This window comes from Phaeobacter sp. CECT 5382 (genome assembly GCF_001457775.1).
In the GTDB taxonomy this organism is placed as follows: domain Bacteria; phylum Pseudomonadota; class Alphaproteobacteria; order Rhodobacterales; family Rhodobacteraceae; genus Pseudophaeobacter.
In genome coordinates this window covers 163,095-187,519 of the sequence record NZ_CYSG01000002.1, presented here as the reverse complement: position 1 = coordinate 187,519, position 24,425 = coordinate 163,095, and the positions used below count along the sequence as shown (strand labels likewise).

The following is a 24,425-nucleotide window of genomic DNA, read 5'->3' as shown; positions in this document are numbered from 1 at the left end:
GCGCAACTCAAGCACCAGATGGACCTGCCCCGATGTATATTGCCACGCTGCTTTGCAACCCTGCCAAACCCTGTGTCGAACCTGCTCTGGTCGAATCCCTGCGCAATGCCTGGGGTGGCAGCGAGGCCCTTTGGTTGGCCCCGGATGTGGCGGCAGAATTTTCGGTGACAGCCATGCCAGAAAACCAGTGGCAGGTCTGGGAGGATCTGCAGGGGCTGGGCGTGGATCTGGTCCTGCAGCCCGCTGCCAACCGGCGCAAAAAGATGCTTCTGGCTGATATGGACAGCACCATGATCCAGCAGGAATGTATCGACGAGCTGGCCGAAGAAGCTGGAGTCGGCGCCCGGGTCAAGGATATTACTGCGCGCGCCATGAATGGTGAGCTGGACTTCAACGGCGCCCTGACCGAACGCGTGAGCCTGTTGAAGGGCCTGCCGGAAACTGTCATCGGCGATGTGTTGGACAACCGTATCACCCTGATGCCTGGTGGCCCTGCACTGCTTTCCACAATGAAGGCAGATGGCGCCTATGCGGCGCTGGTTTCTGGTGGCTTCACCGCCTTTACCGCCCGCGTTGCCGCAACGCTTGGCTTTGACGAAAACCGGGCCAACACGCTTCTGGTGGCAGATGGCAAGCTGACGGGCGAAGCCGCCCGCCCAATTCTGGGCCGCGAGGCCAAGGTCGAAGCACTGGAACAGATCAGCGCCCGTCTCGGCATCTCTGAGGCGGACGTGATTGCCGTGGGTGATGGTGCAAATGATCTTGGCATGCTGCTGCGGGCGGGGGCAGGCGTGGCGCTACATGCAAAACCTGCGGTCGCAGCACAATGCGAGATCCGTATCAATCACGGCGACCTGACTGCGCTGCTCTATATTCAGGGCTATGCCCAGGACGATTTCTCTCAAAACAATTCCAAGGATTAATCCGCATGCTCGAAGTGGGTATCGAGACTCTGCTGCTGTTGATGGCAGCAGGGTTTGCCGCCGGGTTCATCGATGCCCTGGCCGGTGGCGGTGGCTTGATCACCGTGCCGGTTCTATTACTGGCTGGGGCCAATCCGGTCACAGCACTGGCCACTAACAAGATCCAGGGCCTGTTTGGTGCTGCCACTGCGGCCCATGCCTATGCCAAAGGCGGCCATGTCGATCTGCGTGCGCAGGCGGGGTCTGCTTTGATCGCCTTTGCTGCCTCGATTGTTGGTGCGCTGCTGATCACCGTGTTGCCGACCGATTGGATCCGGGTATTCCTCCCGGTGCTGCTGATCGGCATCGCGATCTTTTTTGCCACCAAAAAAGGGTTGGGGGATCTGGATCGGGCACGCAGGCTGTCACCAGCACTGTTTGCCGCCACCATGGTGCCACTTTGCGGCGTCTATGATGGCCTACTGGGGCCGGGAGCGGGCAGCTTTTACATGCTCGCCTTCGTTTCGCTTGCCGGATACGGCGTGCTCAGGGCCACCGCCCATACCAAACTGCTAAACTTTGCCTCCAATGCCGGAGCCCTCTGTGCCTTTGCCCTGGTCGCCACCCCCTGGTGGTTCACTGGGCTCGCGATGGGTGTAGCGCAGATTGCCGGCGCACGTGTTGGGGCAACGCTCGCCCTGAACAAAGGCGCACGCCTGATCAAGCCTCTGCTGGTGCTGACCTCGCTCATTCTGGCGCTAAAGCTGATCTGGGATCTGGTCTAGGCTATTTGGCCAGACCCTTTTTAGCCCCCCCCCACTTCCGAATCGCCGGTCCAGTGCTGGACCTTGTGCGGGGACATCAGCGCAGTGTCGGCTCAGCTCGGGAAGATCAACGCGGGAAGAGAGGTACCTCTGATTGCTTTGACACGTACGTGAAATCCATAACAATTTGCTGCCAATCCAATGCCTTAACTAGATAATTTGCACATTTCCCAATTTAACACTTTCATTAATTAACCCATGAGTTAATTATTAGCCCATGAAACCCCTGTTAAAAACGCTTTCCGCACTCGCTGACGGCACCCGAATGGCCATCGTTGAACAACTGATAGACCACGGCGAACTTGCCGCTGGGGATCTGGTGCCTGGGGCCAGCATCACCGCCCCGGCGATTTCACGTCACCTCAAAGTCCTGCGCGAGGCCGGGCTCATTACTCAGCGGGCCGAGGGCACCAAACGCCTTTATTCTGCCCGCCCCGAGAGCCTGCAACTGATTGCCGACTGGACCCAGTCGCGGCGCGCCTTCTGGGACAGCAGCTTGGATCGGCTTGAGGTCGCGCTACGTGAAGATATGAACCCGGAGGATTTTAAATGAGCGATGTTTTGACTGCTGTGCAATTGGACCGCGTCTTTCCAGTCAGCCCCGAACGTCTGTTCGCCTGGATCACCCAGGCTGACAAGCTGCTGCAATGGTGGGGCCCCGAAGGCATCGATGTCTATGACCATGCGCTCGATCTTACCCGCACCGGCGCCTATTTCGCCAAGATGCGCGGCGCAGAAGGGCAACAATACCATGTGTCTGGTCATGTCACCCATGTGACCCCGCCGCGCTCGGTCGGCTTCACCTGGGCCTGGCACGACGAAAGCGGCGCTCGCGGCCCAGAAAGCCATGTCAACTTTACCATCGAACCCGACGGGACCGGGGCCAGGCTGCGGATCAATCACCAGGATCTGCCGACGCCAGAACTGGCCGAAAGCCACGCTAAAGGCTGGACCTCCACGCTCAACAAACTAGCCAGCAAGATCGACTGAAAACCCAACCACCAGCAAGGAGATCGAGATGCCACAGTTCATTTTTGCCTATCATGGCGGCAAGACCCCCGAGAACGCCGAAGACGGCGCGGCCGTCATGGAAGCCTGGAAATCCTGGCTGGGCTCCATGGGAGACGCGCTAGTAGTGCCAGGCAACCCCGTTGGCCTGTCCAAAACGGTCAGCACAGGCGGCATCACGGATGATGGCGGCGCCAACCCGCTGTCGGGATATTCGGTGGTAGAGGCCAGCGATCAGGCCGCAGCCTGCAAGATGGCCACGGGCTGCCCCATGGTGGTCAGCGGCCATGGCACCGTCGAGGTCGCAGAACTGGTCGCAATGTAGCAGCGCGACGCAATCCAGAACGAAAAAACGCCTGCCTCTGTTCAGAGCGCGGGCGTTTTGATCCTACATTGATCGGAACCGATCAGAACAGCATCTCGGCGCTTGGACGCAGGGATCCGCAATCAATGCCCCGGCGATTGATCAGAGGCGCGTTAAAATACTTACGTGTCTCAGGGTGGTCCGCATCCAAAACGCCCAAGCCCACCAGAATTGCCGCGATGGCACATTCGCTGGCGCGGGTGGCCCCATCGGTGATTTTCAGCGCCACACCCAGCTTTTTCTCTGGGATAATGGCGATAAAGACTGCTTCGGCCCCGGTTTTCACCGCGACCTTGCCGCCCATGGCACGCATCAGATTTGTACAGGCACGGGTTTCGCCCGCCACCAGTTCAGGATGTGTCGCCATCGCTGAGACCAGCTGTGCAGCCGCATCCGATGCCCGATCCGCGCGATCCCCGGCCGAGGCAAACCAGGCCATCGCCCGCGCCAACCCGTGCACTGTGGTGGAAAAATTCGGCGCCGAACAACCATCAATACCGTAGCCCGGGCTATCCATGCCCGTGACCTCCTCAAAAGCCGTAAGGCAGGCCTGCTGCACCGGATGGTCCATCTCGACATATTCCGGCCCGGCACCCAGATGCTGCGCCAGAGTTAGAAACCCTGCGTGTTTACCAGAGCAATTGTTATGCACCTGACAGGGGCTCGCATCGGTCTTGATCAGCTCATTGCGCGCCGGAATATCCGCAGGCTCCTGCGGGCCACAGCGGAAATCATCGTCCGCCAGCCCCAGTTGCCCCAGCCAGTCGTTGACGCGATCCGTGTGGATATGCGCACCGTTATGCGATGCACAGGCCAGTGCCAGCTGTTCGGATGTGAGACCGTATTTGGCCGCCGCACCAGAGGTCAAAAGCGGCAAGGCCTGGATCATTTTGGCAGAGCTGCGCGGATAGATCAGGGCCTCCGGATCACCCCAGCTTCGGATGATCTGACCTGTGTCATCACAGATGACAGCATGCCCCAGATGCAGGCTTTCCAGCAGGGCGCCACGCCAGATCTCAGCCATTGGAACCGGTTTCGTCATAGTTTCAGCCTCTTTTAGTGGCGAAATCCTGCCAAAACGCACTTTCGCCCGTAGCGCTTGATACGTTAGTGTGCTTGTGTAAGGCAAGCGAGAGCATCAGGCACAGACGGCGGTCTAAACGCCGCCCGCTCTCTGGAAATTGAGGTAAAGACAGTCTTGGAGTCGGGACAAATGGCATCGAAACTTGTCCGCATGGTCGCGGGCCTGTGTCTGGCCGCTATGGCCACATCTGCAACCGCGCAACAAACCACAACCGACAACCGCGTCGGTGCCAATGTGGATTGGAGCGTCTTTCAGGGTGAAAGCCCGAAAGAATGTTGGGGCGTTTCTGCACCCAAGGAAAGCGTCAACACGCGGGATGGCCGCGTCGTCGCCGTGCGCCGCAGCGAGATTCAGCTCTTTGTATTTTATCGCCCGGACAATGGCGCCAAAGGTCAGGTGACCTTTACCGGGGGCTATCCCTTTGCACCCGGATCCACCGTCAATATGACCATCGGTGAGGCAGAATTCGAACTCTTCACCGAGGGCGAATGGGCCTGGCCTGCCACGGCTGCTGACGATGCCAAGATCATCACCGCGATGAAGCGTGGATCAAGTGCTGTGCTGACAGCACGCTCAGCACGGGGCACCCAGACCAAAGATGCCTTTTCACTGCTTGGCTTCACTGCCGCCATCGAAGACGCCGAAAAACGCTGCGGCGGTTGATCACCCAACAGTTTGCAGCACCTGAGAGCGATTATTTACCCCGGCCAATCGGTCGGGGTTTTGCTTTTTGCTATGCCTCTTCGCAACATCAGCCGCTACCTCCCACTGCTGCACCCCTTCCTGTGGCCGCCCTTGGCGGAAAACCTGACGAGGAATTCTTTTGATCTTTGTGCAATCTCCTATATAGAGCTGCATCCACCCTCCAAAATTCGAGTCGAGCTGCCATGACCGCCAACGCGCCGATCACCCAAGACGTTCTGACCCTGCCCCGCAAGCTGCCAGAGGGCGGTAAGACAAACCTTGTGGGTATGACCCGCGAGAAGATGCGCCAGGCGCTGATCGATATTGGCACGCCGGAGAAGCAAGCCAAAATGCGGGTCGGCCAGATCTGGCAGTGGATCTACCAATGGGGCAAACGCGACTTTGCTGAGATGACCAACCTCTCCAAAGCGCTGCGCACCCAATTGGAAGAGAGCTTTGAGATCACCATTCCCGAGGTGATCACCCGGCAGATCTCCGAGGATGGCACCCGCAAGTATCTGGTGCGCATCGCCGGCGGTCACGAGGTCGAGGTGGTCTATATCCCCGAAGAAAACCGCGGCACGCTTTGCATTTCCAGTCAGGTCGGCTGCACGTTGACCTGTTCTTTCTGCCACACAGGCACCCAGAAACTGGTACGCAACCTGACGGCGGCTGAAATCATCGGTCAGGTGATGATGGCCCGCGATGATCTCGACGAATGGCCCGTTCCCGGCACACGCAATACGGATGAGGCGCGCCTGCTGTCCAACATCGTGCTGATGGGCATGGGCGAGCCGCTGTATAATTTCGACAATGTCCGCGACGCGATGAAAATCGCAATGGATCCCGAGGGCATCCAGCTGAGCCGTCGCCGCATCACCCTGTCGACATCCGGCGTGGTGCCGGAAATTGCCCGCACCGCCGAGGAGATCGGCTGCCTGCTGGCGGTGTCGTTCCACGCCACCACTGACGAGGTACGTGACAAGCTGGTGCCGATCAACAAGCGTTGGAACATCGAAGCCCTGCTGGAGGCCCTACGTGCCTATCCACGCTTGGCCAATTCTGAACGAATCACCTTTGAATATGTGATGCTGGATCATGTGAACGACAGCAAGGAAGACGCTCATCGTCTGGTCAAGCTGATCGAGGGCATCCCGGCCAAGATCAACCTGATCCCTTTCAATGAATGGCCCGGCGCACCGTACAAACGGTCTTCTGGCAACCGGATCCATGCTTTCTCAGATATCATCCATGATGCTGGCTATGCCTCGCCCATCCGCAAGCCGCGCGGCGAAGACATCATGGCCGCCTGTGGTCAGCTCAAATCCGCAACCGAGCGGGCGCGCAAAAGCCGCAAACAGATCGAAGCCGAGGCTGGCGTTAAATCCTGATTGTCAAACCTCGCCCTGTGAAAACAAAAAACCTCCGCCTCATATGAGTCGGAGGTTTTTTCACTGCACGTACCCAATCTGCCCAACTCGCACCAGGTCTTAGCTGAACAGAATGTCATCCGTCGTCAACGTGCCGGTAAAACCTGTCAGTTCAATCTCGAACCAGCTGTAGTAGTTTACGGTAGTGCCACTATCGGTCGTGGTGATCTGCAAATCGCCAATATTGTTCAGGCCGATTTCTGAAACATCGATATGATCAACACCAGATTTGAAATCGGTAATGGTGTTGCTGTCGTAGTAGTCCTCTGTGGTAAAGACAAAAACGTCCGCGCCGCCACCGCCGGTCATCACGTCGTCTCCGTCACCGCCAGTCAAAACATCACGGCCCCGGTTGCCGATCAGACGGTCGTCACCATCGCCTCCAAACAACTGATCTGCGCCCTTGCCGCCCTTGATCTTGTCGTCACCGCCGCCACCTTTCAGAACATCCTTACCGCCGCCGCCAATAACCTTGTCGTTGCCGTCGCCGCCATCCAGAATGTCCCTACCACGGTCACCAAAGATTCGGTCGTTGCCAGCTTCTCCAAACAGCTGATCAGCACCTCTGCCACCCTTGATCAAATCGTTGCCGCCGCCGCCACTCAGCACGTCCTTGCCGCCGCCGCCAAAGATCCGATCATCGCCGTTCCGCCCCTGAGCCGTGTCTGCGCCACCCCGGCTGAGAATGATTGTGTCGACATCAGCAGCCAAGATTGTATCCGCACTGCTGGTGGCCCTAATGCGCACGGCATTTTCACCGCCACCAGAGATGTTCCAGCCATCAAAAGCATCTGCACTGCCGTAAATATGCTCTAGCGCCTGCAGGTCAAACACACCCAGTTCGGTGCCCAGACCCGGCGAATAGGTCATCACCGTATTGTCGCGGGTATCGACACTATCGGCCAGGACGTGCTCACCTTCATGGGGGTGTTCCAACCCAAGCGCATGACCGATTTCATGCAGGATGGTGTCGTATTGGTATCCACCGACACTGAAATTACCAGCTGCGATCGCCAGGTCACTGGAGGAGGTATAAGTATCAGTTACATAGGGATAATAAGCATATCCCACAGTTGAATTGTACATGTCATAGCCATAGGCATTGATCATTGCTGGGCCTTCGACCTCTACAAAAACCAGACCTGCGGCCTCTTCGAACTCCTCCAGTGCTGTACGAAAGCTTTCGCGCTGCGCCTGATCGAAGGACCAGTAACTTGTCCGACCAGCATCACTGCCCGAGACCATCGGCAGAGTGTCTGGTTCATAGAAAGAATAGGTCACAACCGTTTGCGTGCCGAGATCTGCAATCGCATTCCAACGATAGGCATCTGATTCCAAATAGCCCAGCAAGGCCGTATAATCTGCAACTTCCATGTTTCACCACTCCAATCACCACTCGGTAACTTTCCTAAAGGATTGTGGCTTGATGACGGAAAATCGCCCCCGTTTTGGAAACGGATTGGTTCGAGAGCGCCAACAATTAAAAAGAACAAAGCTCCAGTAGAATCTTTCAATTTATATGTTTATACACAAGGCGTTAGAACAATATTTTCCTTCCATTTCGAGCTCATTAATACCCGAAAAGGCGGTCCAAAGGACTATGGCCAAAAAGTGACCTCTCGATAAATTTGTTAACATTCGCCCCCAGCTGCGGTGAGCAGCCCCCGTCCCAAATCATCGCATCACGTCCCGGCTGCCACATTCTTTCCTCAAAGCAGATATAATCCCGCCACAGGGCGCCAACAGTTTCGATCTCATGGACAATAAAGCGAATCTGAAAGGAAAGACCATGACAACGCAAACCCACGACCTCCCCGAAGCAATCAACCAGGTAGAGCCCAGCGTTCTGGATCTGATCCGCGATGAGCGTGAAAAAGCCCTGAGCCCACGTGAATGGCAGTTCCGCCTGCGTGGCTATGGCTATGCGATCAAAAACGTCGAAGGCGCGCAGATCCTGACCCGCCTGCCTAAGGGCACCGAAATTGGTATCCTACCCCCGGAATTTGTGTGATCTGACGCCCCCTTTATTCAGGGGACGTCGTCATCATCACCTTATGCCTCTTGCGGTCTATCGCTCGCGGCCCGGCAGGGTATCGCGGGCCGGTGCAGGAGACCAGTTATTGATGATTTCTGCCGCTTCTTCAGCGGTCTCGACAAATCTGAACAGATCCAGATCCTGATCTGAAATGGTGCCGGCATCGGCCAGCGCCTCCCAGTTGATGATCTTTTCCCAAAAGGCACGCCCGAACAGGATAAAGGGCACCCGCTGCATGCGGCCCGTCTGGATCAGAGTAAGACTCTCGAACATCTCATCCAACGTGCCAAAGCCACCAGGAAAGACGCAGATCGCCGCCGCGCGCATCAGGAAATGCATCTTGCGGATGGCAAAGTAGTGGAAGTTGAAGCTCAGCTCGGGTGTGACATAGCCATTGGGCGCCTGCTCATGCGGCAACACAATGCTGAGCCCGACAGAATGTCCGCCTGCATCCGCAGCACCGCGATTGCCCGCCTCCATCACGCCCGGCCCGCCGCCGGTGACAATCACATTGTCTCGTCCACCTTTGGCTTTGGATTGTTCCGTCATCACACGGGCAAAACTGCGCGCTTCTTCATAGAAATGGGACAGATCGGCTAGGGTCTGGGTCCGCGCATTGTCCTTGTCGGCCGGGCTCGGAATGCGGGCACCGCCAAACATCACAATGGTGCTGTCGATCCCGTTTTCGTTCAGCATCAGTTCTGCCTTCAGCAGCTCCAGCTGCAGCCGGACCGGGCGGAGTTCGTCACGGATAAGGAACTCATCATCCGCAAAAGCCAGCCGATAAGCCGGAGACGCAGATTGCGGGGTCTGCGGCACATGTTCGGCGCGGCTCTTGTCGGCATGAGCATCCGTAAAGCGGCTGTGGCGATCATCAATCATGGCGTCTCTGACAGTCCTATCTGTATTTCAGGAGGCTCAGCTTAGACCGCTTAGGCCAGAACACACCAGCCCCGCTGACCATGCTTTGAACAGTTTTGAAGCACCTCGAAGGCACTTGTGCCATCCGCGCCAATCGACCATGTTTGGCCGCTACAACCCGCTACAACACCAGGGGCGCGCGACACATGGATTGGACCACTGAAATCAAAGCTGCTACTGCGCGCACATCAGACCATGTGCAACGCACTCCGGTGATGCAAAGTCGGGGTTTTGGCCTCAGCTATCCTATCGAGATGAAGCTGGAACAGCTGCAACACACCGGCAGCTTCAAGGCCCGCGGGGCTTTCAACACCTTGCTGAGCCAGGATGTTCCCACCGCCGGTCTGGTTGCAGCCTCAGGCGGCAATCATGGCGCAGCGGTGGCCTATGCCGCACATTGCCTAGGCCACAAGGCGCGAATCTATGTGCCTGAAATGGCAGGCCCTGCCAAAATCGCCTTGATCCGTGATGCAGGGGCCGATCTTCAGGTAGTGCCCGGTGCCTATGCCAATGCCCTGGAACAGGCCCAGACCTATGAGCGTGAGACCGGCGCGATGCAGGTGCATGCCTATGATGCCCCGGGCACCGTTGCCGGGCAGGGCAGCTGCTTCGCCGAATGGCAAGATCAGGGGCTCGCGGCCGACACAGTGATCATTGCCGTCGGAGGCGGCGGTCTCGTCGCGGGGGCATTGGCCTGGTTCGGCGGCAGTCGCAAGGTCGTCGCGGTAGAGCCGGAAACCTCCTGTGCGCTACATGCCGCCCTGAAAGCAGACGCCCCAGTGGATGTCGAGGTTTCCGGCGTTGCCGCCAATGCGCTGGGTGCACGGCGTATCGGCTCGATATGTTTTGATTTGGCCCGCCAGCAGGATGTGGCATCGGTCACCGTCACAGATGCTGCCATCACCGCCGCCCAGACAGCGCTCTGGCGCGAACGCCGCCTGCTGGTTGAACCCGCCGGCGCTACTGCCCTTGCGGCCCTGATGTCGGGCGCATATCGCCCGGCACCGGGCGAAAAAGTGGCCGTTCTGCTATGCGGCGGCAATATCGCCCCCGACCCGCTGGCCTGACACTTGCGCCAATGGCAGCCGCCCCCTATCGACCTGATATGAGCGTAACCATTGCAGATAGCATCTACCGAGCCCTGAGCGAGCAGATCGTTGCCGGCACCTTGCAGGCCGGTGAAAAGCTGCGCCAGGATCATATTGCCCGCGAATTCGACACCAGCCATGTGCCCGTACGCGAAGCCTTGCTGCGGCTAGAGGCGCATGGGCTGGCGATTTCCGAACCCAGGCGCGGCACTCGCGTCAGCGCGCTGGACCCGGCCGAAATCCGCGAAGTGATCGAAATGCGGGTCTCGCTTGAGGTTCTGGCGCTCACCCATGCTTTTGCCCGGTATGAACCTGCGCATCTGAAAGCAGCCGAAGAGGCTCGGATTGCCTGCGACGAGGCGCAAGATATGGTCCAGTGGGAACAGCTCAACCGCGCGTTTCATCGGGTTATCCTGACGCCTTGCGACATGCCGCGCCTGCTGGCTGCCATTGACGACCTCCACATTGCCTCGGCACGGCATCTGTTTGCCAATTGGCAGCACCAGTGGCGCCCCCGGATCGACCAGGATCACGCCGCAATTGTGCAGGCCATGACCCGCCGCGATGCCGCGGCAGCCTGCGAAATTCTGCGCCGCCACCTGCGCCGGGTTCGCTAGGATCGGCATAACGACATGCAAAACGACGGGTGGGGCGTCATTTTGGCCGCAATCCGGGCATGACCTGCGCGCAGATTGCCGTTAGAAAGCTGCGAATCCTAATTTATCACGCCGGAGTACACCCCATGTCCAACGCACAGCTGGAAACCGCGATCGAAGCCGCCTGGGAGGCCCGTGACAGCATCACCCCCGCCACCAAAGGTGAACAGCGCGATGCCATCGAAGCCACCCTGCAGGCGCTCGATTCTGGCAGCCTGCGCGTTGCAGAAAAAATGAACAGCGGCGATTGGCACGTGAACCAGTGGGCCAAAAAGGCCGTTCTGCTGGGGTTCCGTATCAAGGATATGGAAATGCAGTCCGGTGGCCCGCAAGGCTCCAGCTGGTGGGACAAGGTCGACAGCAAATTCATGGGCTGGGGCGAAGCAGACTGGAAAGAGGCCGGTTTCCGCGCCGTGCCAAACTGCATCGTACGCAAAAGCGCCTATGTCGCCCCTGGCGTTGTGCTGATGCCCTCTTTTGTGAACCTCGGCGCCTATGTCGACGAAGGCACCATGGTTGATACCTGGGCCACCGTCGGTTCCTGTGCGCAGATCGGCAAAAACGTGCACCTTTCAGGCGGCGTTGGCATCGGCGGCGTGCTGGAGCCCATGCAGGCCGGCCCGACCATCATCGAAGACAACTGCTTTATCGGCGCGCGCTCCGAGGTGGTCGAAGGCTGCATCGTACGTGAAGGTTCGGTTCTGGGCATGGGCGTCTATATCGGCAAGTCCACCAAGATCGTCGACCGTGAAACCGGCGAAGTCATGTATGGCGAAGTACCGCCCTATTCGGTTGTTGTTTCGGGCTCCATGCCCTCAAAGAACAACGTCAGCCTGTATTGTGCGGTGATCGTCAAACGCGTTGATGCGCAGACCCGCTCCAAGACCGGCATCAACGAGCTGCTGCGCGACTAAGCGCACCCCGCATTGCTGAAAGCTATCGCGCGCGCTTCTCTGCTTGAGGGGCGCGCGTTTATCATTCAGCCCCGTCGATGTCTGCTAGCAAAGGGTCCAGCGTCAAAAGAACCATTTGTCCCCCATCTGATAGGGTGACCCTGGCCTCCGCTTCGCCGTGAAAACCTTGCCCCGCCTCTAGTTGCTCTGTTCGGCCCTCAGTTTGCAGAATCGCTGAGCCAGAGAGCACGAAAAGCAAAATGCAGCCCTGTGGAACGACATGAGATCCTGCAGTCCAGATCTGCATTTCGGCACTGACAGCGGTTGGATCATAAATCAGATTGAAGGCTGTACTGGCCCCGCCATTCAGCCGAGCAAAGAGCTCCAGCCCGCCGTCAAAGTGAAGCGGCTGCAAAGGTTTGCCTTCCAGCCGTTTCGCACCCGACAGGGTCAGCCCAGCGCCGGAAACGATACAGTGAATGCACGCAAACCCAGGAAACGTGGAAAAAGCCCCATCGCTGGAAATTTCAGCCAGACTGACCCGCCAGAGCATCGCACCCTGTGCGTCTGTCTTCATGGCCAACTCCTGCGTGGAGCCGCCGCCATTTTTCCAGGCCTGCTGCGGGATATCCGCCAAAGAAAACCGCATCCGAAACTCCATATCTGTTTTGTGCAGACATGAATGAATGGGTTTCAGCCGGATCTCAAGGCTGGCGAAGCCCCCGTCAAAAAGGGGCTATCACTGTAAAGGCAACCGGATCGTTTTATCCGCAGTCGGGGATTACAGCGCAGCACCTTGCAAAGTCACCCCAGTAAGCAACGCACGTGCCTCAAAAGGTTTCAACGACCGGCGGACGCTGGCACCATACTGGGATGGATCCCCCCCCATCAACTCGAGCAGTTCTGCACGGGTTTCGGCATCAAAACTATCCAGCGTTTCCGCCCCGGGATGGTAGCTTTCACTTTCCAGGCCATTGCCACGGATGATTTCGTGCTGATCAAACAGCAGATGGAAATAACGCACCTCGGCACCATCTTCGCGGCGGCGAATGCTGTGCCCGTTGACCAGATCCCGGGCCTTGACCAGCACCTCGTTGGCGCCAAACAGCACCTCGGCCCACTCATTGGTCAGCAAGACACGGTGACACGGCGACAGTTCCAGATCGGCATGGGTGCCAAGTGCGTCAGCTGCAAAATGCACCGGCGCCTCTGCTCCTTCGGCCCGGCGCAGGCTGGAGCCGATCCAGCGCAGTGGTTGCGCGCCGTGATCACGGGTCTGCACCATCGCGCCGACCTCTAGGTCCTCAACCGCGACTGGGCCTTCCCCTGTGTCGATCAATGTCCCGGCCACAAAGCAGGGAACTGTGGTGACCTCGACAAAAGCAGTGTCGGTATTTCCGGCATCATCTTCCACGGTATAGGAGAAGGTCGATTCCTCATCGGTGTCGACATCATCCTGACCTGCGATGGTCATGGTGCCATCCGCGTTCAGAGTGATTTCTTCGCCGCTGGCCAATATCACGGTTGATCCCGCAACAACCGGTTGGTTGTTGATATGGGTAATTGTCAGGGTAGTGCCGGCACCGTGGCTGTCATTGGCAAGCACATCAAGGGTGTCGCTAGTACCTTCGGTGACCGTCAATTCGTCATCTTCGGCCACCAGAGCGGTCTGAATGGAATCACCCGCAATCAACAGGTTGGAATCGAGGGAGCTGTCACCGGAATCCGCGATGCCGATCTTGATCGAGTTCACCACCCCTGGATTGACCGGCGCGGTCAGGGTCAGAGTGACGGTAAAACCGTCCATTTCGGTATTATAGGTGTCGTCGCTACGCGCATTGTCTACGTAGAGATTTTCGTTTGATCCGGTGTTGATGTTGTCGATGGAGATATCACCATCACCAACGGTTAGCTCTGCCTTGACGCCATTGACCCAAACCCCAACCGCATCATTGAAGCCCTGATTGACATATTCCAGGTATTCTTCGGAGGAGAAGGTAAACTGCATCGTCAGGGTCGAGCCGTCCGGAATGAACTCGGCCTCAAAAACGGCGGCGTCAAAGGTCTGCCCGCCCGAGATCGCACTGAGATCGACATCTCCACTGGTGCCCAGATTGGTGCTGGTACTGTTCGAGACATTCACATCACCGCTGCTATTGGTGATGCTCTGCGCCTGACCGGTCGACAGGATGACGCCAGTGTCGGATGGGGTCACACCAGGCGCAACCGTATCACCATTGGTATAGATCCCCGAGGCAACCTGCGCCCCGGTATAGCTGGCGCTCTGGATCTGGATGCCATTGCCGAACATGGCCTCAGCCATTTGATCTGCGGTTGCAGAGGTATCAATTGGGAGTTCAGAGGCGGTAGGCATCGGGGTTTCCTCGCAAAGGATCATTCAAAACATTTGGGCGGCCACACCCTATGGTGCCACCGGAAATTGCAAGATCATGTTAACGAATCTCGCTGGCGCGCGCTGAGACTTCAACAGGCCGAGCGTAGTATTGAAAGATAATGACGTCAAAATGATGTCTGCAACTGGGTTAATCCAGCCCAAATCGACCTCAAATTCGATTGACCCCATAGCGGCCACAGCGCTATGGGCACGATATGGAAAAAAAGAAGATATCCCGCCAGCAGGTCTACACCCTTTTGGTCCAGATCGGACGCAAGGATGGCGATGGCCTGCCCGAGGGCGCCACAGGTGCGGCGCTGATGATCTATGCCTCCGGTGTGGATGAGGCCGAAGCGGTGCGCGAGACCGTTGCGATCCTCAAGCAGGCTGACACCGCCCCGCTGGATGTCACCGGCTATGGCACCCTGCAGGAACGCGAAGAAGAAGGTCATGAAATTGGTGACGAAGAGCGTGGTCTGATGCAGCGTGCACTGGAGGAGAACTCCGTGATCGTCGCGCAGATGACCCCGTTCTTTGACGGCGAAGAACCAACTATTCACTAAAGGCCGAGATTCATCTGGCCATTCTTTGATGGCAGAGGGAGCGGGCGCTTTGAGGGATCCGCTCCCGGTTAAGCGCCTTGCGTCACCTCACAGGTCGGCGCGCACGTCAGTGCTCAGTTCAGGCGACCAAACCAGGTGCGGTATATTTCCTCGTAGGTTCCGTCTTCCTGCAGCTCCAGCAGGGTCCGGTTGAGCATTTCAACCCGGGGTGAATCCTCGGGAAAGACAAAGCCGTAGTATTCACGCAAAAAGATCGACCCGATGGTGCGCCCGTATGTCTGACCACCATGTTGCACATAATAGTTCAACACCGGTGCGTCAAAAACAACGGCCCGTATGCTCCCAGCTTCAAATGCGGCAAGCATTTCGTCCAGGTCATGATATCCGTAGTAGTCGATATCCCGGCGCTGCAAAAAACCGGCCGCGGTTGAGCCTTCGATGGTGCCAGTGCGCCTGCCATAGAGATCATTCACCGAACTGACCGATCCGCTGATGGCTTCGACCGTCATTACGGCGGTAATCTTGGCCACGAAAATCGAAACAATAAAGAGCGACGAGAGCACCAGAACCACGCCAAACATCCGACCGATCGGTGTGCGCGGCACCCGTTCCTCAAAGCCGCCATTGACCACCAGATTCAGCGCCCACCAGAAGGAGGGAAACCAGGCCTCTTTCAACGGGCGATCAAAATACGGCTGTGCGCGCCGTTCAAGTGTCCACATGAACATGCCACCGACCAGCAAAAGCAAAAAAGCCAAGCCAATGGCTGCTGCCAAATCCCAGGACATGATGGCGCGCAGCAGCGAGGGTTCACGGATATCATCTGCCTGCACCATGATCTGCAGACCGCTCTCGAAAACCGGTTGGCTGAAATCCATCGCAGCCTCGCGCGATGCGGTGATCGAGATATTGGCAGCCGCCAGATCGGCCTCGCCCAGACGCACCCCATCCAGCATCGCTGCAAAGCTATCGGTGCGGTTGATTTCAAGCGACCAATCCAGACGTCGGGCAATCTCGCCCAGCAGGTCGAGGGAAAAACCGCTCTCCTTGCCGTTTTCAATCATTGAAAATGGTGGGCGTGTCACCGTGTTGACCGTCAGCGTCTCAGCCGCAAGCGCAGCCCCCCAAAAGAGGTAGAGAATCGAGAGTGAGAGCTGAAGAATTCGCACCGGTATGCTCAGGCCCAAATACATGATTTCAGCATCCGTCTTAGGAGGTTCAAGATGCGCACGCAAGTGTGATCACCTCAGGCGACCCGGCGTTCCGCAAGAACTGCGGCGTCAAAAGCACCCAGGGCCGGATAACGCGGTGCGCCATGCTCTGGCAGCAGGCCGCGCTCGGCTGTCGCCAACTGGCTGGCACGCAGCCGTATAGGGTCACGGCGCAGGCTGCCCAGATAGAGGCTTTCCAGGGCCGCACCGGCCACCATAAGCGGCGCATGTTCCGGCAAGACGACCTGCGTGTAGCTGGCACGGCGGTCCACCTCCTTGCCCGGCAGCGCCACCGAAGTCCCCAGCAGGTGGCGGGCCGGGACCAGAACTGCGGGTTTGCCAAACATGTATTCCACCTCGCTGCCGCGCAGAACCAGACGCTGCGAAGCAGCCACTTGGATATCCTGCTGCAAATCAAAGAAAGGCGCGCGTAGCCGCACCGGGCGAAACAGCCCCCGGGCCGGGACCTCTCGATGCAGCACATGCAGGACCGGCAGCAGATTGCCCTCCTCGCTGATCACCAGATCGCCCCGCTGCAAGTCTTTGATGTGACGATAGCCCTGTGGCGTTGCAACGGGTGTGTCAGGATCAAAACCCGGCACCAGACCAACAGGTTCAGCCTGATCGGACAGAGCAAGATAAGACACCGACGGCGACAGAACCCGCAGAGGGCCCGGCGCCAGCAGCATGCGCAGATCCTGATATCTCCAGGGGCGCGCGGTTTGAAATTCGGTGATCTGGACCCGGTCCGTGTCCGCTTGTTCCAGTGTGACTAGCGAACGGCCTGCCCGACAGTCCCAGACATAGGTCAGCCGCAGCTGCCCGGTGCGACCCTGCCCTGTTGCGTTCAGCGTGGCATGGGACAGTGCTTCGGACTGTGCCAGCACCAGATTTATGCCGCCGCCGGGCACCGATTGAAGCCCCAGTTGCAGCGGCCAGTCACCATCCTGGGCAAACAACAGCAAAGGTTCCGGGCGGGCACTATCGGGGATCGACATCTCGACCACCAAAGTCCCGCACAGCAACAGCGCATCGCCGCCACCGGCCTGCATTTGAGCCGCCTCGAGCTCGCGCAGATCCGGTTTTCTGCCCCCATCTTGTCCGGGATCAACAATGGCCAGCCAGCCCATCTGGTCAAGCAGCCTGAACGGCGGCCAGAAGCTGCCCCTCAAAGGCCTTGAGACTGGGGCGCGCCGCCGGGCCATAGCCGAGCCCGGTTTCCGGGTCGAGTTCCGGGAACAAGGCGCAGATCTCCTGCATGACAGGTTGTTCAAACAGATGAGTCGTCTGCGGGCCGGGCAGGAAACTTTCGGTCGCGAGGCCTTCGGAATAGATCACCTGATGGCGATCAAACAGCAGATGCACATAGGTGACATCGCCGCCAGGATGGCGCTGGACCGACGTGTCGTTGACCAGATCCTTAGCCGCCACCAGCACTTCGCCCTCACCGAACAGCAGCTCGGCATAGGCATCGCGCAGCAAAATGCGATGTTGCGGCGACACCATCAGATCGCGGTGACTGCCATAGCTGCCCGCGTGAATCAGAATCGGAGCAAAATCGCCCTGAGCCACCACAGTACGCGCCCCAATCCAGCGCAGCGGCTGTGGCCCGTCATCGCGCGTCAGCACCAGATCTCCGGGCATCAGCGCCTCGACCGGGACTTCGCCAGTGGGGGTTTCAATCAAGGTACCTGCAACGAAACAGGGAATGGAGCTGGCGTTGACAAATCCGGTGTCGGTGTTGGTCCCGTTGGACACCGAATAGGTAAAGTTGAAATCCTCGACATCGCCATCACCATTCAGCGTCAGCGTGCCATCGCCGTTCACCTGAATCTGCTGGCCGGTATTCAGCGTCACCACCGAACCGGCGCTGACGGCAACGCCGTTGACATGGGTGATGGTCATCACCCCGCCCGAGGTGTTCACATCATTGGCCAGCACATCGATGGTCTTGCTGCCATCCGGAGCCACCCGGGCGCTGTCCGTCATCGCAACCAGATCGGTCTGCACCGAATCCCCGGCGATCAGCACGTTACTGTCGTAGCTGCTGTCGCCGACATCCGCGATCCCGATGCGGATATCGTTCACCTCACCGGGATTGACATACATGGTCAGCGTCATGGTGACAGTAAAGCCGTCCATTTCGGTATTGTAGTCGTCCCCAGCGTTGTCGACATAAAGGTTCTCGTTCAACGAGGCGCTGATATTGCCCGGATTGGCGGCACCGCCGACCTCCATCTCGACAAGAGATCCGTTTACCCAGACCGAGACCACATCCTGATAGACCGAATTCTGGTATTCCGGGAACTCCTCCGAAGCGAAGGTGAACTGCATCGTCAGAACGTCGCTATCGGGAATGAAGCTCACATCCAGAAAGGAAGCATCATAGGTCCGGGCACCGGCGGCCTCGTTGAAATCGGAGTTGTTGTTCTGCCCCGAAGTGTTGGTCGTGGTGCCGGTGCTGCGGTTGGGGTCGCCACTGGAATTGGTATAGCGCGTTGCCCGGCCGGTTGACAGAATGACGCCGGTATCTCCGGGTGTCGTCCCAGGCGAGGTATTGTCCCCGTCCGAATAGATCGCGGACGACCGGCTGTCACCATTGTAGCTGGCGCCAACCACCGTGACCCCATCTCCAAAGATTTCCTGCGCCATCTCGGTTGCGGATGCACCGGTATCATAACCCAGCTCTGAACCTGTCGCCATTTGCCTCGCCCCAATCCTCAATTGGCCTCAATTGGAGAGACGGCTCACCCGCAAAGCCACGCCCCCGGAAAACCGAATGCGCCGCCTGGACCTTTGCGGTCCTTTTTATACATGACAAAATCCACGCTTTGGTGGTTCTGCTCGTTGGGTGACCTGCCTCTGGTCTTATTTATTAATAATTTCTTAACATGAGATTTTGCCCAGAGTCATCTGTGAAGTTAGCAGCTGCGCTCTGCGCAGCATTTCCGCCACAAGGCAGCAGGTTGAAACACCCCCCGACAGAAGTTTGCGTCAGCCTGCAAAGGCCGTTAAGTCAGTAGCGATCACACAGCAAAGGTGCTGTCACAGAACCCAAGAGCAGCACGCAAAACCGGAGCTTTTATGTCCCCTATCGATCCCGCCCGCCTGACCGCCGATCTTATCCGCTGCCCGTCAGTCACCCCGGCAGAGGGCGGCGCGCTGCAATTGCTGGACAGCCTGCTGAGCAAGGCGGGGTTCAGCTGCACTCGCGTGGATCGCAACGGCATCTGTAATCTCTTTGCCCGTTGGGGTGACAAGGGCCATGCCCGCAGCTTTGGTTTCAACGGTCATACCGATGTGGTCCCATTAGGGGACGAGGTCGCCTGGACCATGCCGCCCTTTGGCGCCGAAGTGAAAGACGGAATCATGTATGGGCGCGGCGCCACGGATATGAAGTCCGGCGTTGCCGCCTTTGCCGCCGCCGCGATTGATTTCGTCACCGAAACACCACCCGACGGCGCTGTCATTCTGACCATTACAGGCGACGAAGAAGGCGATGCTGTTGATGGCACCACCGCCCTGCTGGACTACATGGATCAAAGCGGCGAAAAAATGGACGTCTGTCTGGTTGGAGAGCCCACCTGCCCCAATACCATGGGCGAGATGATCAAGATCGGGCGGCGCGGATCCATGACTGCCTGGTTTACCGTGACCGGCAAACAGGGGCATTCTGCCTATCCGCATCGCGCCAACAATCCGCTGAACGCCATGGCACGGCTGATGGACCGCCTGGCGAGCCACGAGCTGGATCAGGGCACCGCCCATTTTGATGCCTCCACTTTGGCCGTGGTCACCATCGATACCGGCAATCCGGCAACCAATGTGATTCCGGCCCAGTCACGCGCCACGGTGAACATTCGCTTCAACGACAGCCATACTGGTGCCAGCCTGTCGGGTTGGCTGCAGGCAGAGGTCGACAAGGTGGTCGAGGAGTTCAGCGTTGGCATTGAGATGAAAATCAAAATCTCTGGCGAAAGCTTCATCACCCCACCCGGCGCGCTTTCGGATCTAGTCTCAACCGCAGTAGAGGCTGAAACCGGCCTAAAGCCCGAGCTGTCGACCACCGGCGGCACCTCGGACGCGCGGTTTGTCAAAAACCATTGCCCCGTGGTGGAATTCGGGTTGGTCGGCAAGACCATGCATCAGGTTGATGAAAACGTGCCAGTTGCGCAAATCCACCAGCTTAAATCGATCTATGTCCGCATCCTGAAAGACTATTTCGCATGAACCGAATGATCACTGTCACGCAGGATCATGACGCCTGCTTTGCCCTGCGCCATGAGGTTTTTGTGCTGGAACAGGGCGTGCCACTTGCCGAGGAACGCGATGCGCTGGACGCGCAGGCCACCCATCTTTTGGCAACCGATGCAGAACAGCCAGTTGGTGCGGCACGTATCGTCTTTCTTGATGATACCGCCAAAATTGGCCGCGTCTGCGTGCTGAAACCTGCCCGTGGCACCGGGCTAGGGGCTGATTTGATCGAGGCCGCTGTTTCCATCGCACGCGAAACACCCGGCATCACCAGGGCCAAACTAGGATCACAGCTCCATGCCATTGGCTTTTACGAAAAACTCGGCTTTCAAGCCTTTGGCCCTGTCTACGACGATGCCGGTATCGACCATCGCGACATGGTGCTGAACCTGCAATGAAGCCGGTTCTGATCATCTTGATCAAAGAGCCCCGCCCGGGCCGTGTCAAAACCCGATTGGGGCGCGACATTGGCCAGATCCCAGCCACCTGGTGGTTTCGCCAGCAAAGCAAGCGCCTGATCCATCGCCTGCGCGATCCGCGCTGGCAAATCCTGTTGGCGGTGGCCCCGGATCGGGCACTAACCTCGCGCGTCTGGCCCGCTGATCTGCCACGACTGGCACAGGGCGGCGGCGATCTGGGGCAACGGATGCTACGCATGCTGAAATCGGTCCAGCACCGCCCCGCCTGCCTGATCGGGGCCGATATCCCCGGCATCACCCGCGCCCATATCGCCCGCGCCTTTGCCGCCCTAGGCAATCATGACGCGGTGTTTGGCCCAGCACTGGATGGTGGCTACTGGCTGGTCGGCGCTAAACATCCCAAACGTCTGCCGACTGCGGTATTCGAAGATGTCCGCTGGTCCAGCGAACACGCCCTAGCCGATACCTTGCACGGGTTACCAGATCATCGCGTCGCTTTGACTGACACATTGCAAGACGTGGATACCGGAGCCGATCTGAAAAAGCTCTGACCGGATCTCGGTGTTTTTCGCAATGACCTCTCGTCGCTGCCATGCTAGGCGGGGTATATGACCCGTATTCCCTCAAAGGCAGAGATTCTCGATTGGATCAGCGCCCACCCGACCCAGACCTCGAAACGTGACATTGCCAAAGCTTTTGGCATCAAGGGGGCTGACCGCATCGATCTCAAGCGCATGCTCAAGGAGCTGGAGGCTGAGGGTCATCTGCAGAAACGCAACAAGACCTATCGCGACCCCGACCAACTGCCGCCGGTGACGGTGCTGCTGGTCAAGGCGCCAGATGACAATGGCGATCTTTACGCCCAGCCGCTGGAGTGGCACGGCGAAGGGGTGGAGCCCATCGTTCTGATGGTGACCAGCGCCTCCGGTCCGGCCCTGGGTCAGGGGGATCGCATTCTGGCCCGGCTCAGCAAAGTCGAGGGCGGCGCCCACCATTACGAGGCCCGCCTGATCCGCCGCATCGGGATCAATCCCAAACGCGTCATCGGCATTTTCCGCAAGGGCACCGAAGGCGGTCGCATCGTGCCAATTGAAAAGTCATCATCCAACGAGTGGATCGTCATGGATGACGCCATGCAGGGTGCTCGCGATGGGGAACTGGTCGAAGCCGAACAGGCCGGACCCAAAGGCCGCATGGGTCTGCCCCGCGCCCGTATCATCACTCGTCTGGGCGATCCTTCGGCGCCCAAAGCCGTGTCACTGATCGCCATACACCAGCATGGCATCCCAGATGAATTCCCCGACAAGGTCGTAGCCGAAGCCGATGCCGCCAAACCCATGGGCCTGTCCGGGCGCGAAGACCTGCGCGAGTTGCCTTTGATCACCATTGATCCGGCGGATGCCCGCGACCACGATGATGCCTGCTACGCCGAAGCCGACACAGACCCCAAAAACCCCGGCGGCCATATCGTCTGGGTCGCTATTGCCGATGTCGCCGCCTATGTGAAAACCGGCAGCGCGCTGGACCGTGAGGCCCGCAAACGCGGCAACTCCTCCTATTTTCCGGACCGCGTGGTCCCGATGCTGCCAGATCGCTTGTCGGGTGATCTTTGCTCGCTGCACGAGGGCGTTGCCCGCGCCTGTCTGGCGGTGCGCATGCAGGTTGACGCAACTGGCAACAAGATCAGCCATCGCTTTGTGCGCGGGTTGATGCGCTCGGCTGCCTCGCTCAACTACGTCGAAGTACAGGATGCCATGGAAGGGCGCGTGACAGAGCGTACCGAAAGCTTTGTCGAGCCGGTCATCAAACCGCTTTATGCCGCCTATGAGGCCCTCAAGAAAGCGCGCGCTGTGCGTGAGCCGCTGGATCTGGACCTGCCGGAACGCAAGATTATCCTCAGCGACACTGGCGAAGTCACCTCCGTGGCCTTCCGTGACCGGCTGGATGCGCATCGTCTGATTGAAGAGTTCATGATCCTGGCCAATGTCGCCGCGGCTGAAACCCTGATCAAGAAACGCTCACCGCTGCTGTTTCGTGTGCACGAAGAACCCGCGCCGGAGAAACTCGAATCCCTGCGCGAAACCGCCATGGCAGCTGGCTTTCCGCTGGCCAAAGGCCAAGTCCTGCAGACCCGGCACCTCAATGCGCTGTTGAATGGCGCTGCAGGAACCGATGACGCTGAGCTGATCAATATCTCCACTCTGCGGTCCATGCAGCAGGCCTATTACTCGCCTGAAAACTTTGGTCATTTTGGTCTTGCCCTGCGCAACTATGCACATTTCACCTCGCCCATCCGTCGCTATGCGGACCTGATCGTGCACCGCTCGCTGATCTCGGCCCATGGCTGGGGCGACGACGGCCTATCCGCGCAGGAAATCGAAGGTCTGGACGAAACGGCCACGCATATCTCGGATACAGAACGCCGGTCGATGATCGCAGAACGCGACACCACGGACCGCTATCTGGCGGCCTATCTTTCGGAACGCGTCGGCAATGAATTTTCCGGTCGCATCAGCGGCATCGCCCGGTTCGGGGCCTTTGTGAAGATGGACGAAACCGGCGCAGACGGGCTGGTTCCGGTGCGCACCATTGGACGCGAATTCTTTCACTTCGATGCCGAGGCCGGTACCCTGATGGGGGCTGACACCGGGTTGATGATCTCTATTGGGCAACGGGTCACTGTGCGCCTGACACAGGCGGCCCCAGTGACCGGCGGGCTGGAGCTGGAGCTGCTGACGATAGAGGACGAACAACTCCCCAAGGGCGGTGGTGGACCAGGCCGCGGTGGCAACCGACGCAGCCCAGCTGGGCGCAATGTTAAACGTAAGGCAGGCAAATCCAAGCACAAGGCGGCCAAGGTCAAACGCAAGGTGGAACGCAAACGGCGGACCTAAGATTGGCCCGCCGCATTTTGTAAAAACCGCAAAGATCGTAGTTTTGTGACCGCTGCCTTGCACGGACTGTTCCGACCTAGGGGAGTGGGACAGCCTCGTGAAAAATGCGGTCGACATAGCCGCTCAACACCACGTCCCCGCTGATACGATCCACCGTCGGGGTCTGCACCATTGTTGAGCGCAGCGCCTGCAGCATGGCAGCAACACTGAGATCTGCACTGGTGAGGTGATTCCCCATCAGGAACGGATGCTCTTTAAGCAGGCTCGAAATAGCCAGAAGCTGGGTGTCCAGCCGTTGCATCCGGTCGCTGTCGCTGAACCGTCCCAGCCCCTGAAACTGCAACCCCTGATGGACCGACCGACGGATAGCACCGGTGATGGGCCGACGGATCAGCGCGGGTATCTCACTGAAGTAATTGTCCCGGATAGTAGGCCAGACTTGGTCATTGTCCCATCTGTCGCGCACCACGTAAAAATACAGCGAGTCTTCGGCCATACTGGTCAGTGCCTGGGCCTGGGCTTTTTCACGCGCCGATAGTTCGGGGTCGAAATCCGTTCCCTGTTCTTCCAGATAGCGGCGGATTTCAGAACTGTCGGCAATCAGTCGGTTGGCTGTGCGCAGAACCGGCAATTTGCGGTGCGGCATCTTTCGCGGATCATTCAGATCCTCGCGCTGCCAGGGTACTTTTGCAAAGGACAGCAACAAGGCCGCCTTGACGCAAAAGGGGCTCAGACTGAAAACAGCGCCGTTTCGGGGATAGGTCATAAGAGTCAGCATCGGAGTATCCTGTGTTCTGAAG

Annotated in this window: 25 protein-coding genes; 16 read left to right on the top strand and 9 right to left on the bottom strand. The window is 58.5% G+C overall.

Going from position 1 to position 24,425, the window contains the following annotated elements; translation table 11 throughout:
* The first annotated feature begins 32 nt into the window (after positions 1-32).
* The 5 genes from serB (at position 33) to PH5382_RS02835 (ending at position 3,059) form a co-directional block, all read left to right on the top strand.
* A complete protein-coding gene (gene serB, locus PH5382_RS02855; protein ID WP_058332840.1) occupies positions 33-923 on the top strand; it encodes a phosphoserine phosphatase SerB in 891 nt (296 codons plus the stop codon).
* A 5-nt stretch (positions 924-928) separates the two neighbouring features.
* On the top strand, positions 929-1,687 hold the full coding sequence (locus PH5382_RS02850; protein WP_058332839.1) for a TSUP family transporter: 759 nt from the start codon (positions 929-931) through the stop codon (positions 1,685-1,687).
* A gap of 256 nt (positions 1,688-1,943) precedes the next feature.
* Positions 1,944-2,279 carry an ArsR/SmtB family transcription factor gene (locus PH5382_RS02845; protein WP_058332838.1) on the top strand — a complete coding sequence of 112 codons (336 nt, stop codon included), beginning with the start codon at positions 1,944-1,946 and terminating at the stop codon, positions 2,277-2,279.
* Positions 2,276-2,716, top strand: a complete 441-nt coding sequence (locus PH5382_RS02840; RefSeq protein ID WP_231751778.1) for an SRPBCC family protein — start codon at positions 2,276-2,278, stop codon at positions 2,714-2,716. Before PH5382_RS02845 ends, PH5382_RS02840 begins: the two co-directional genes overlap by 4 nt.
* Positions 2,717-2,744: 28 nt before the next feature.
* Complete coding sequence (locus PH5382_RS02835; protein ID WP_058332837.1) at positions 2,745-3,059, top strand: YciI family protein; 315 nt, start codon at positions 2,745-2,747, stop codon at positions 3,057-3,059.
* A gap of 82 nt (positions 3,060-3,141) precedes the next feature.
* Here the strand turns inward: PH5382_RS02835 and PH5382_RS02830 are convergent, their stop codons facing one another.
* The gene (locus PH5382_RS02830) at positions 3,142-4,140 is read right to left on the bottom strand and encodes an asparaginase (protein ID WP_058332836.1); all 999 of its coding nucleotides are present in this window, start codon (positions 4,138-4,140) and stop codon (positions 3,142-3,144) included.
* 171 nt (positions 4,141-4,311) lie between these two features.
* On the opposite strand from PH5382_RS02830, the gene PH5382_RS02825 reads away from it, so the two are divergent.
* A complete protein-coding gene (locus PH5382_RS02825; protein WP_058332835.1) occupies positions 4,312-4,845 on the top strand; it encodes an invasion associated locus B family protein in 534 nt (177 codons plus the stop codon).
* 224 nt (positions 4,846-5,069) lie between these two features.
* Entirely contained in the window at positions 5,070-6,257 is a 1,188-nt protein-coding gene (gene rlmN / locus PH5382_RS02815) for a dual-specificity RNA methyltransferase RlmN (RefSeq protein WP_058332833.1), read from the top strand.
* A gap of 99 nt (positions 6,258-6,356) precedes the next feature.
* Here rlmN and PH5382_RS02810 read toward each other — a convergent pair whose 3' ends face one another.
* Entirely contained in the window at positions 6,357-7,670 is a 1,314-nt protein-coding gene (locus PH5382_RS02810; RefSeq protein ID WP_058332832.1) for a reprolysin-like metallopeptidase, read from the bottom strand.
* Positions 7,671-8,085: 415 nt separating this feature from the next.
* Here PH5382_RS02810 and PH5382_RS02805 point away from each other — a divergent pair, with 415 nt between their 5' ends.
* Positions 8,086-8,307: a hypothetical protein gene (locus PH5382_RS02805; protein WP_058332831.1), complete on the top strand. Its 222-nt coding sequence runs from the start codon at positions 8,086-8,088 to the stop codon at positions 8,305-8,307.
* A gap of 57 nt (positions 8,308-8,364) precedes the next feature.
* Here PH5382_RS02805 and PH5382_RS02800 read toward each other — a convergent pair whose 3' ends face one another.
* Positions 8,365-9,213, bottom strand: coding sequence for an LOG family protein (locus tag PH5382_RS02800; protein WP_058332830.1), 849 nt, complete (start codon positions 9,211-9,213; stop codon positions 8,365-8,367).
* A gap of 185 nt (positions 9,214-9,398) precedes the next feature.
* On the opposite strand from PH5382_RS02800, the gene PH5382_RS02795 reads away from it, so the two are divergent.
* From PH5382_RS02795 to dapD, 3 genes are all read left to right on the top strand, one after another.
* Positions 9,399-10,319, top strand: coding sequence for a threonine/serine dehydratase (locus PH5382_RS02795; protein ID WP_058332829.1), 921 nt, complete (start codon positions 9,399-9,401; stop codon positions 10,317-10,319).
* Positions 10,320-10,357: 38 nt separating this feature from the next.
* A complete protein-coding gene (locus PH5382_RS02790; protein WP_082645554.1) occupies positions 10,358-10,957 on the top strand; it encodes a GntR family transcriptional regulator in 600 nt (199 codons plus the stop codon).
* A gap of 125 nt (positions 10,958-11,082) precedes the next feature.
* Entirely contained in the window at positions 11,083-11,910 is an 828-nt protein-coding gene (dapD, locus tag PH5382_RS02785; protein WP_058332827.1) for a 2,3,4,5-tetrahydropyridine-2,6-dicarboxylate N-succinyltransferase, read from the top strand.
* Between the two features lie 61 nt (positions 11,911-11,971).
* Here the strand turns inward: dapD and PH5382_RS02780 are convergent, their stop codons facing one another.
* Both PH5382_RS02780 and PH5382_RS02775 read right to left on the bottom strand, forming a co-directional pair.
* A complete protein-coding gene (locus tag PH5382_RS02780; RefSeq protein WP_058332826.1) occupies positions 11,972-12,550 on the bottom strand; it encodes a HutD/Ves family protein in 579 nt (192 codons plus the stop codon).
* A 120-nt stretch (positions 12,551-12,670) separates the two neighbouring features.
* Positions 12,671-14,263: a choice-of-anchor L domain-containing protein gene (locus PH5382_RS02775; protein ID WP_058332825.1), complete on the bottom strand. Its 1,593-nt coding sequence runs from the start codon at positions 14,261-14,263 to the stop codon at positions 12,671-12,673.
* A 236-nt stretch (positions 14,264-14,499) separates the two neighbouring features.
* Here PH5382_RS02775 and PH5382_RS02770 point away from each other — a divergent pair, with 236 nt between their 5' ends.
* Positions 14,500-14,847: a hypothetical protein gene (locus PH5382_RS02770; protein ID WP_058332824.1), complete on the top strand. Its 348-nt coding sequence runs from the start codon at positions 14,500-14,502 to the stop codon at positions 14,845-14,847.
* Positions 14,848-14,960: 113 nt separating this feature from the next.
* Here PH5382_RS02770 and PH5382_RS02765 read toward each other — a convergent pair whose 3' ends face one another.
* The 3 genes from PH5382_RS02765 to PH5382_RS02755 are packed head-to-tail and all read right to left on the bottom strand — an operon-like array spanning position 14,961 to position 18,761.
* Entirely contained in the window at positions 14,961-16,040 is a 1,080-nt protein-coding gene (locus PH5382_RS02765) for a transporter substrate-binding domain-containing protein (RefSeq protein WP_058332823.1), read from the bottom strand.
* 53 nt (positions 16,041-16,093) lie between these two features.
* Complete coding sequence (locus PH5382_RS02760; protein WP_058332822.1) at positions 16,094-17,188, bottom strand: Hint domain-containing protein; 1,095 nt, start codon at positions 17,186-17,188, stop codon at positions 16,094-16,096.
* Between the two features lie 4 nt (positions 17,189-17,192).
* A complete protein-coding gene (locus PH5382_RS02755; RefSeq protein WP_058332821.1) occupies positions 17,193-18,761 on the bottom strand; it encodes a Hint domain-containing protein in 1,569 nt (522 codons plus the stop codon).
* A 381-nt stretch (positions 18,762-19,142) separates the two neighbouring features.
* Between PH5382_RS02755 and dapE the strand changes: the two genes are divergently transcribed.
* The 4 genes from dapE to rnr are packed head-to-tail and all read left to right on the top strand — an operon-like array spanning position 19,143 to position 23,625.
* The gene (dapE, locus tag PH5382_RS02750) at positions 19,143-20,288 is read left to right on the top strand and encodes a succinyl-diaminopimelate desuccinylase (RefSeq protein ID WP_058332820.1); all 1,146 of its coding nucleotides are present in this window, start codon (positions 19,143-19,145) and stop codon (positions 20,286-20,288) included.
* A complete protein-coding gene (locus PH5382_RS02745) occupies positions 20,285-20,710 on the top strand; it encodes a GNAT family N-acetyltransferase (RefSeq protein ID WP_058332819.1) in 426 nt (141 codons plus the stop codon). Before dapE ends, PH5382_RS02745 begins: the two co-directional genes overlap by 4 nt.
* Positions 20,707-21,282, top strand: a complete 576-nt coding sequence (locus PH5382_RS02740; RefSeq protein ID WP_058332818.1) for a TIGR04282 family arsenosugar biosynthesis glycosyltransferase — start codon at positions 20,707-20,709, stop codon at positions 21,280-21,282. The genes PH5382_RS02745 and PH5382_RS02740 overlap by 4 nt, the downstream gene beginning before the upstream one ends.
* A 57-nt stretch (positions 21,283-21,339) precedes the next feature.
* Positions 21,340-23,625 (top strand): ribonuclease R, encoded by a 2,286-nt coding sequence (rnr, locus tag PH5382_RS02735; RefSeq protein ID WP_058332817.1) that lies wholly within the window; start codon positions 21,340-21,342, stop codon positions 23,623-23,625.
* A 76-nt stretch (positions 23,626-23,701) separates the two neighbouring features.
* Here the strand turns inward: rnr and PH5382_RS02730 are convergent, their stop codons facing one another.
* The gene (locus PH5382_RS02730; protein ID WP_058332816.1) at positions 23,702-24,403 is read right to left on the bottom strand and encodes a glutathione S-transferase family protein; all 702 of its coding nucleotides are present in this window, start codon (positions 24,401-24,403) and stop codon (positions 23,702-23,704) included.
* Between the last annotated feature and the right edge of the window lie 22 nt (positions 24,404-24,425).

Bases quoted from the DNA above. Each gene is read 5' to 3' on its own strand.
- serB (WP_058332840.1), top strand. From the start codon at position 33: ATGTATATTGCCACGCTGCTTTGCAACCCTGCCAAACCCTGTGTCGAA.
- PH5382_RS02850 (WP_058332839.1), top strand. From the start codon at position 929: ATGCTCGAAGTGGGTATCGAGACTCTGCTGCTGTTGATGGCAGCAGGG.
- PH5382_RS02845 (WP_058332838.1), top strand. From the start codon at position 1,944: ATGAAACCCCTGTTAAAAACGCTTTCCGCACTCGCTGACGGCACCCGA.
- PH5382_RS02840 (WP_231751778.1), top strand. From the start codon at position 2,276: ATGAGCGATGTTTTGACTGCTGTGCAATTGGACCGCGTCTTTCCAGTC.
- PH5382_RS02835 (WP_058332837.1), top strand. From the start codon at position 2,745: ATGCCACAGTTCATTTTTGCCTATCATGGCGGCAAGACCCCCGAGAAC.
- PH5382_RS02830 (WP_058332836.1), bottom strand. From the start codon at position 4,140: ATGACGAAACCGGTTCCAATGGCTGAGATCTGGCGTGGCGCCCTGCTG.
- PH5382_RS02825 (WP_058332835.1), top strand. From the start codon at position 4,312: ATGGCATCGAAACTTGTCCGCATGGTCGCGGGCCTGTGTCTGGCCGCT.
- rlmN (WP_058332833.1), top strand. From the start codon at position 5,070: ATGACCGCCAACGCGCCGATCACCCAAGACGTTCTGACCCTGCCCCGC.
- PH5382_RS02810 (WP_058332832.1), bottom strand. From the start codon at position 7,670: ATGGAAGTTGCAGATTATACGGCCTTGCTGGGCTATTTGGAATCAGAT.
- PH5382_RS02805 (WP_058332831.1), top strand. From the start codon at position 8,086: ATGACAACGCAAACCCACGACCTCCCCGAAGCAATCAACCAGGTAGAG.
- PH5382_RS02800 (WP_058332830.1), bottom strand. From the start codon at position 9,213: ATGATTGATGATCGCCACAGCCGCTTTACGGATGCTCATGCCGACAAG.
- PH5382_RS02795 (WP_058332829.1), top strand. From the start codon at position 9,399: ATGGATTGGACCACTGAAATCAAAGCTGCTACTGCGCGCACATCAGAC.
- PH5382_RS02790 (WP_082645554.1), top strand. From the start codon at position 10,358: ATGAGCGTAACCATTGCAGATAGCATCTACCGAGCCCTGAGCGAGCAG.
- dapD (WP_058332827.1), top strand. From the start codon at position 11,083: ATGTCCAACGCACAGCTGGAAACCGCGATCGAAGCCGCCTGGGAGGCC.
- PH5382_RS02780 (WP_058332826.1), bottom strand. From the start codon at position 12,550: ATGGAGTTTCGGATGCGGTTTTCTTTGGCGGATATCCCGCAGCAGGCC.
- PH5382_RS02775 (WP_058332825.1), bottom strand. From the start codon at position 14,263: ATGCCTACCGCCTCTGAACTCCCAATTGATACCTCTGCAACCGCAGAT.
- PH5382_RS02770 (WP_058332824.1), top strand. From the start codon at position 14,500: ATGGAAAAAAAGAAGATATCCCGCCAGCAGGTCTACACCCTTTTGGTC.
- PH5382_RS02765 (WP_058332823.1), bottom strand. From the start codon at position 16,040: ATGTATTTGGGCCTGAGCATACCGGTGCGAATTCTTCAGCTCTCACTC.
- PH5382_RS02760 (WP_058332822.1), bottom strand. From the start codon at position 17,188: ATGGGCTGGCTGGCCATTGTTGATCCCGGACAAGATGGGGGCAGAAAA.
- PH5382_RS02755 (WP_058332821.1), bottom strand. From the start codon at position 18,761: ATGGCGACAGGTTCAGAGCTGGGTTATGATACCGGTGCATCCGCAACC.
- dapE (WP_058332820.1), top strand. From the start codon at position 19,143: ATGTCCCCTATCGATCCCGCCCGCCTGACCGCCGATCTTATCCGCTGC.
- PH5382_RS02745 (WP_058332819.1), top strand. From the start codon at position 20,285: ATGAACCGAATGATCACTGTCACGCAGGATCATGACGCCTGCTTTGCC.
- PH5382_RS02740 (WP_058332818.1), top strand. From the start codon at position 20,707: ATGAAGCCGGTTCTGATCATCTTGATCAAAGAGCCCCGCCCGGGCCGT.
- rnr (WP_058332817.1), top strand. From the start codon at position 21,340: ATGACCCGTATTCCCTCAAAGGCAGAGATTCTCGATTGGATCAGCGCC.
- PH5382_RS02730 (WP_058332816.1), bottom strand. From the start codon at position 24,403: ATGCTGACTCTTATGACCTATCCCCGAAACGGCGCTGTTTTCAGTCTG.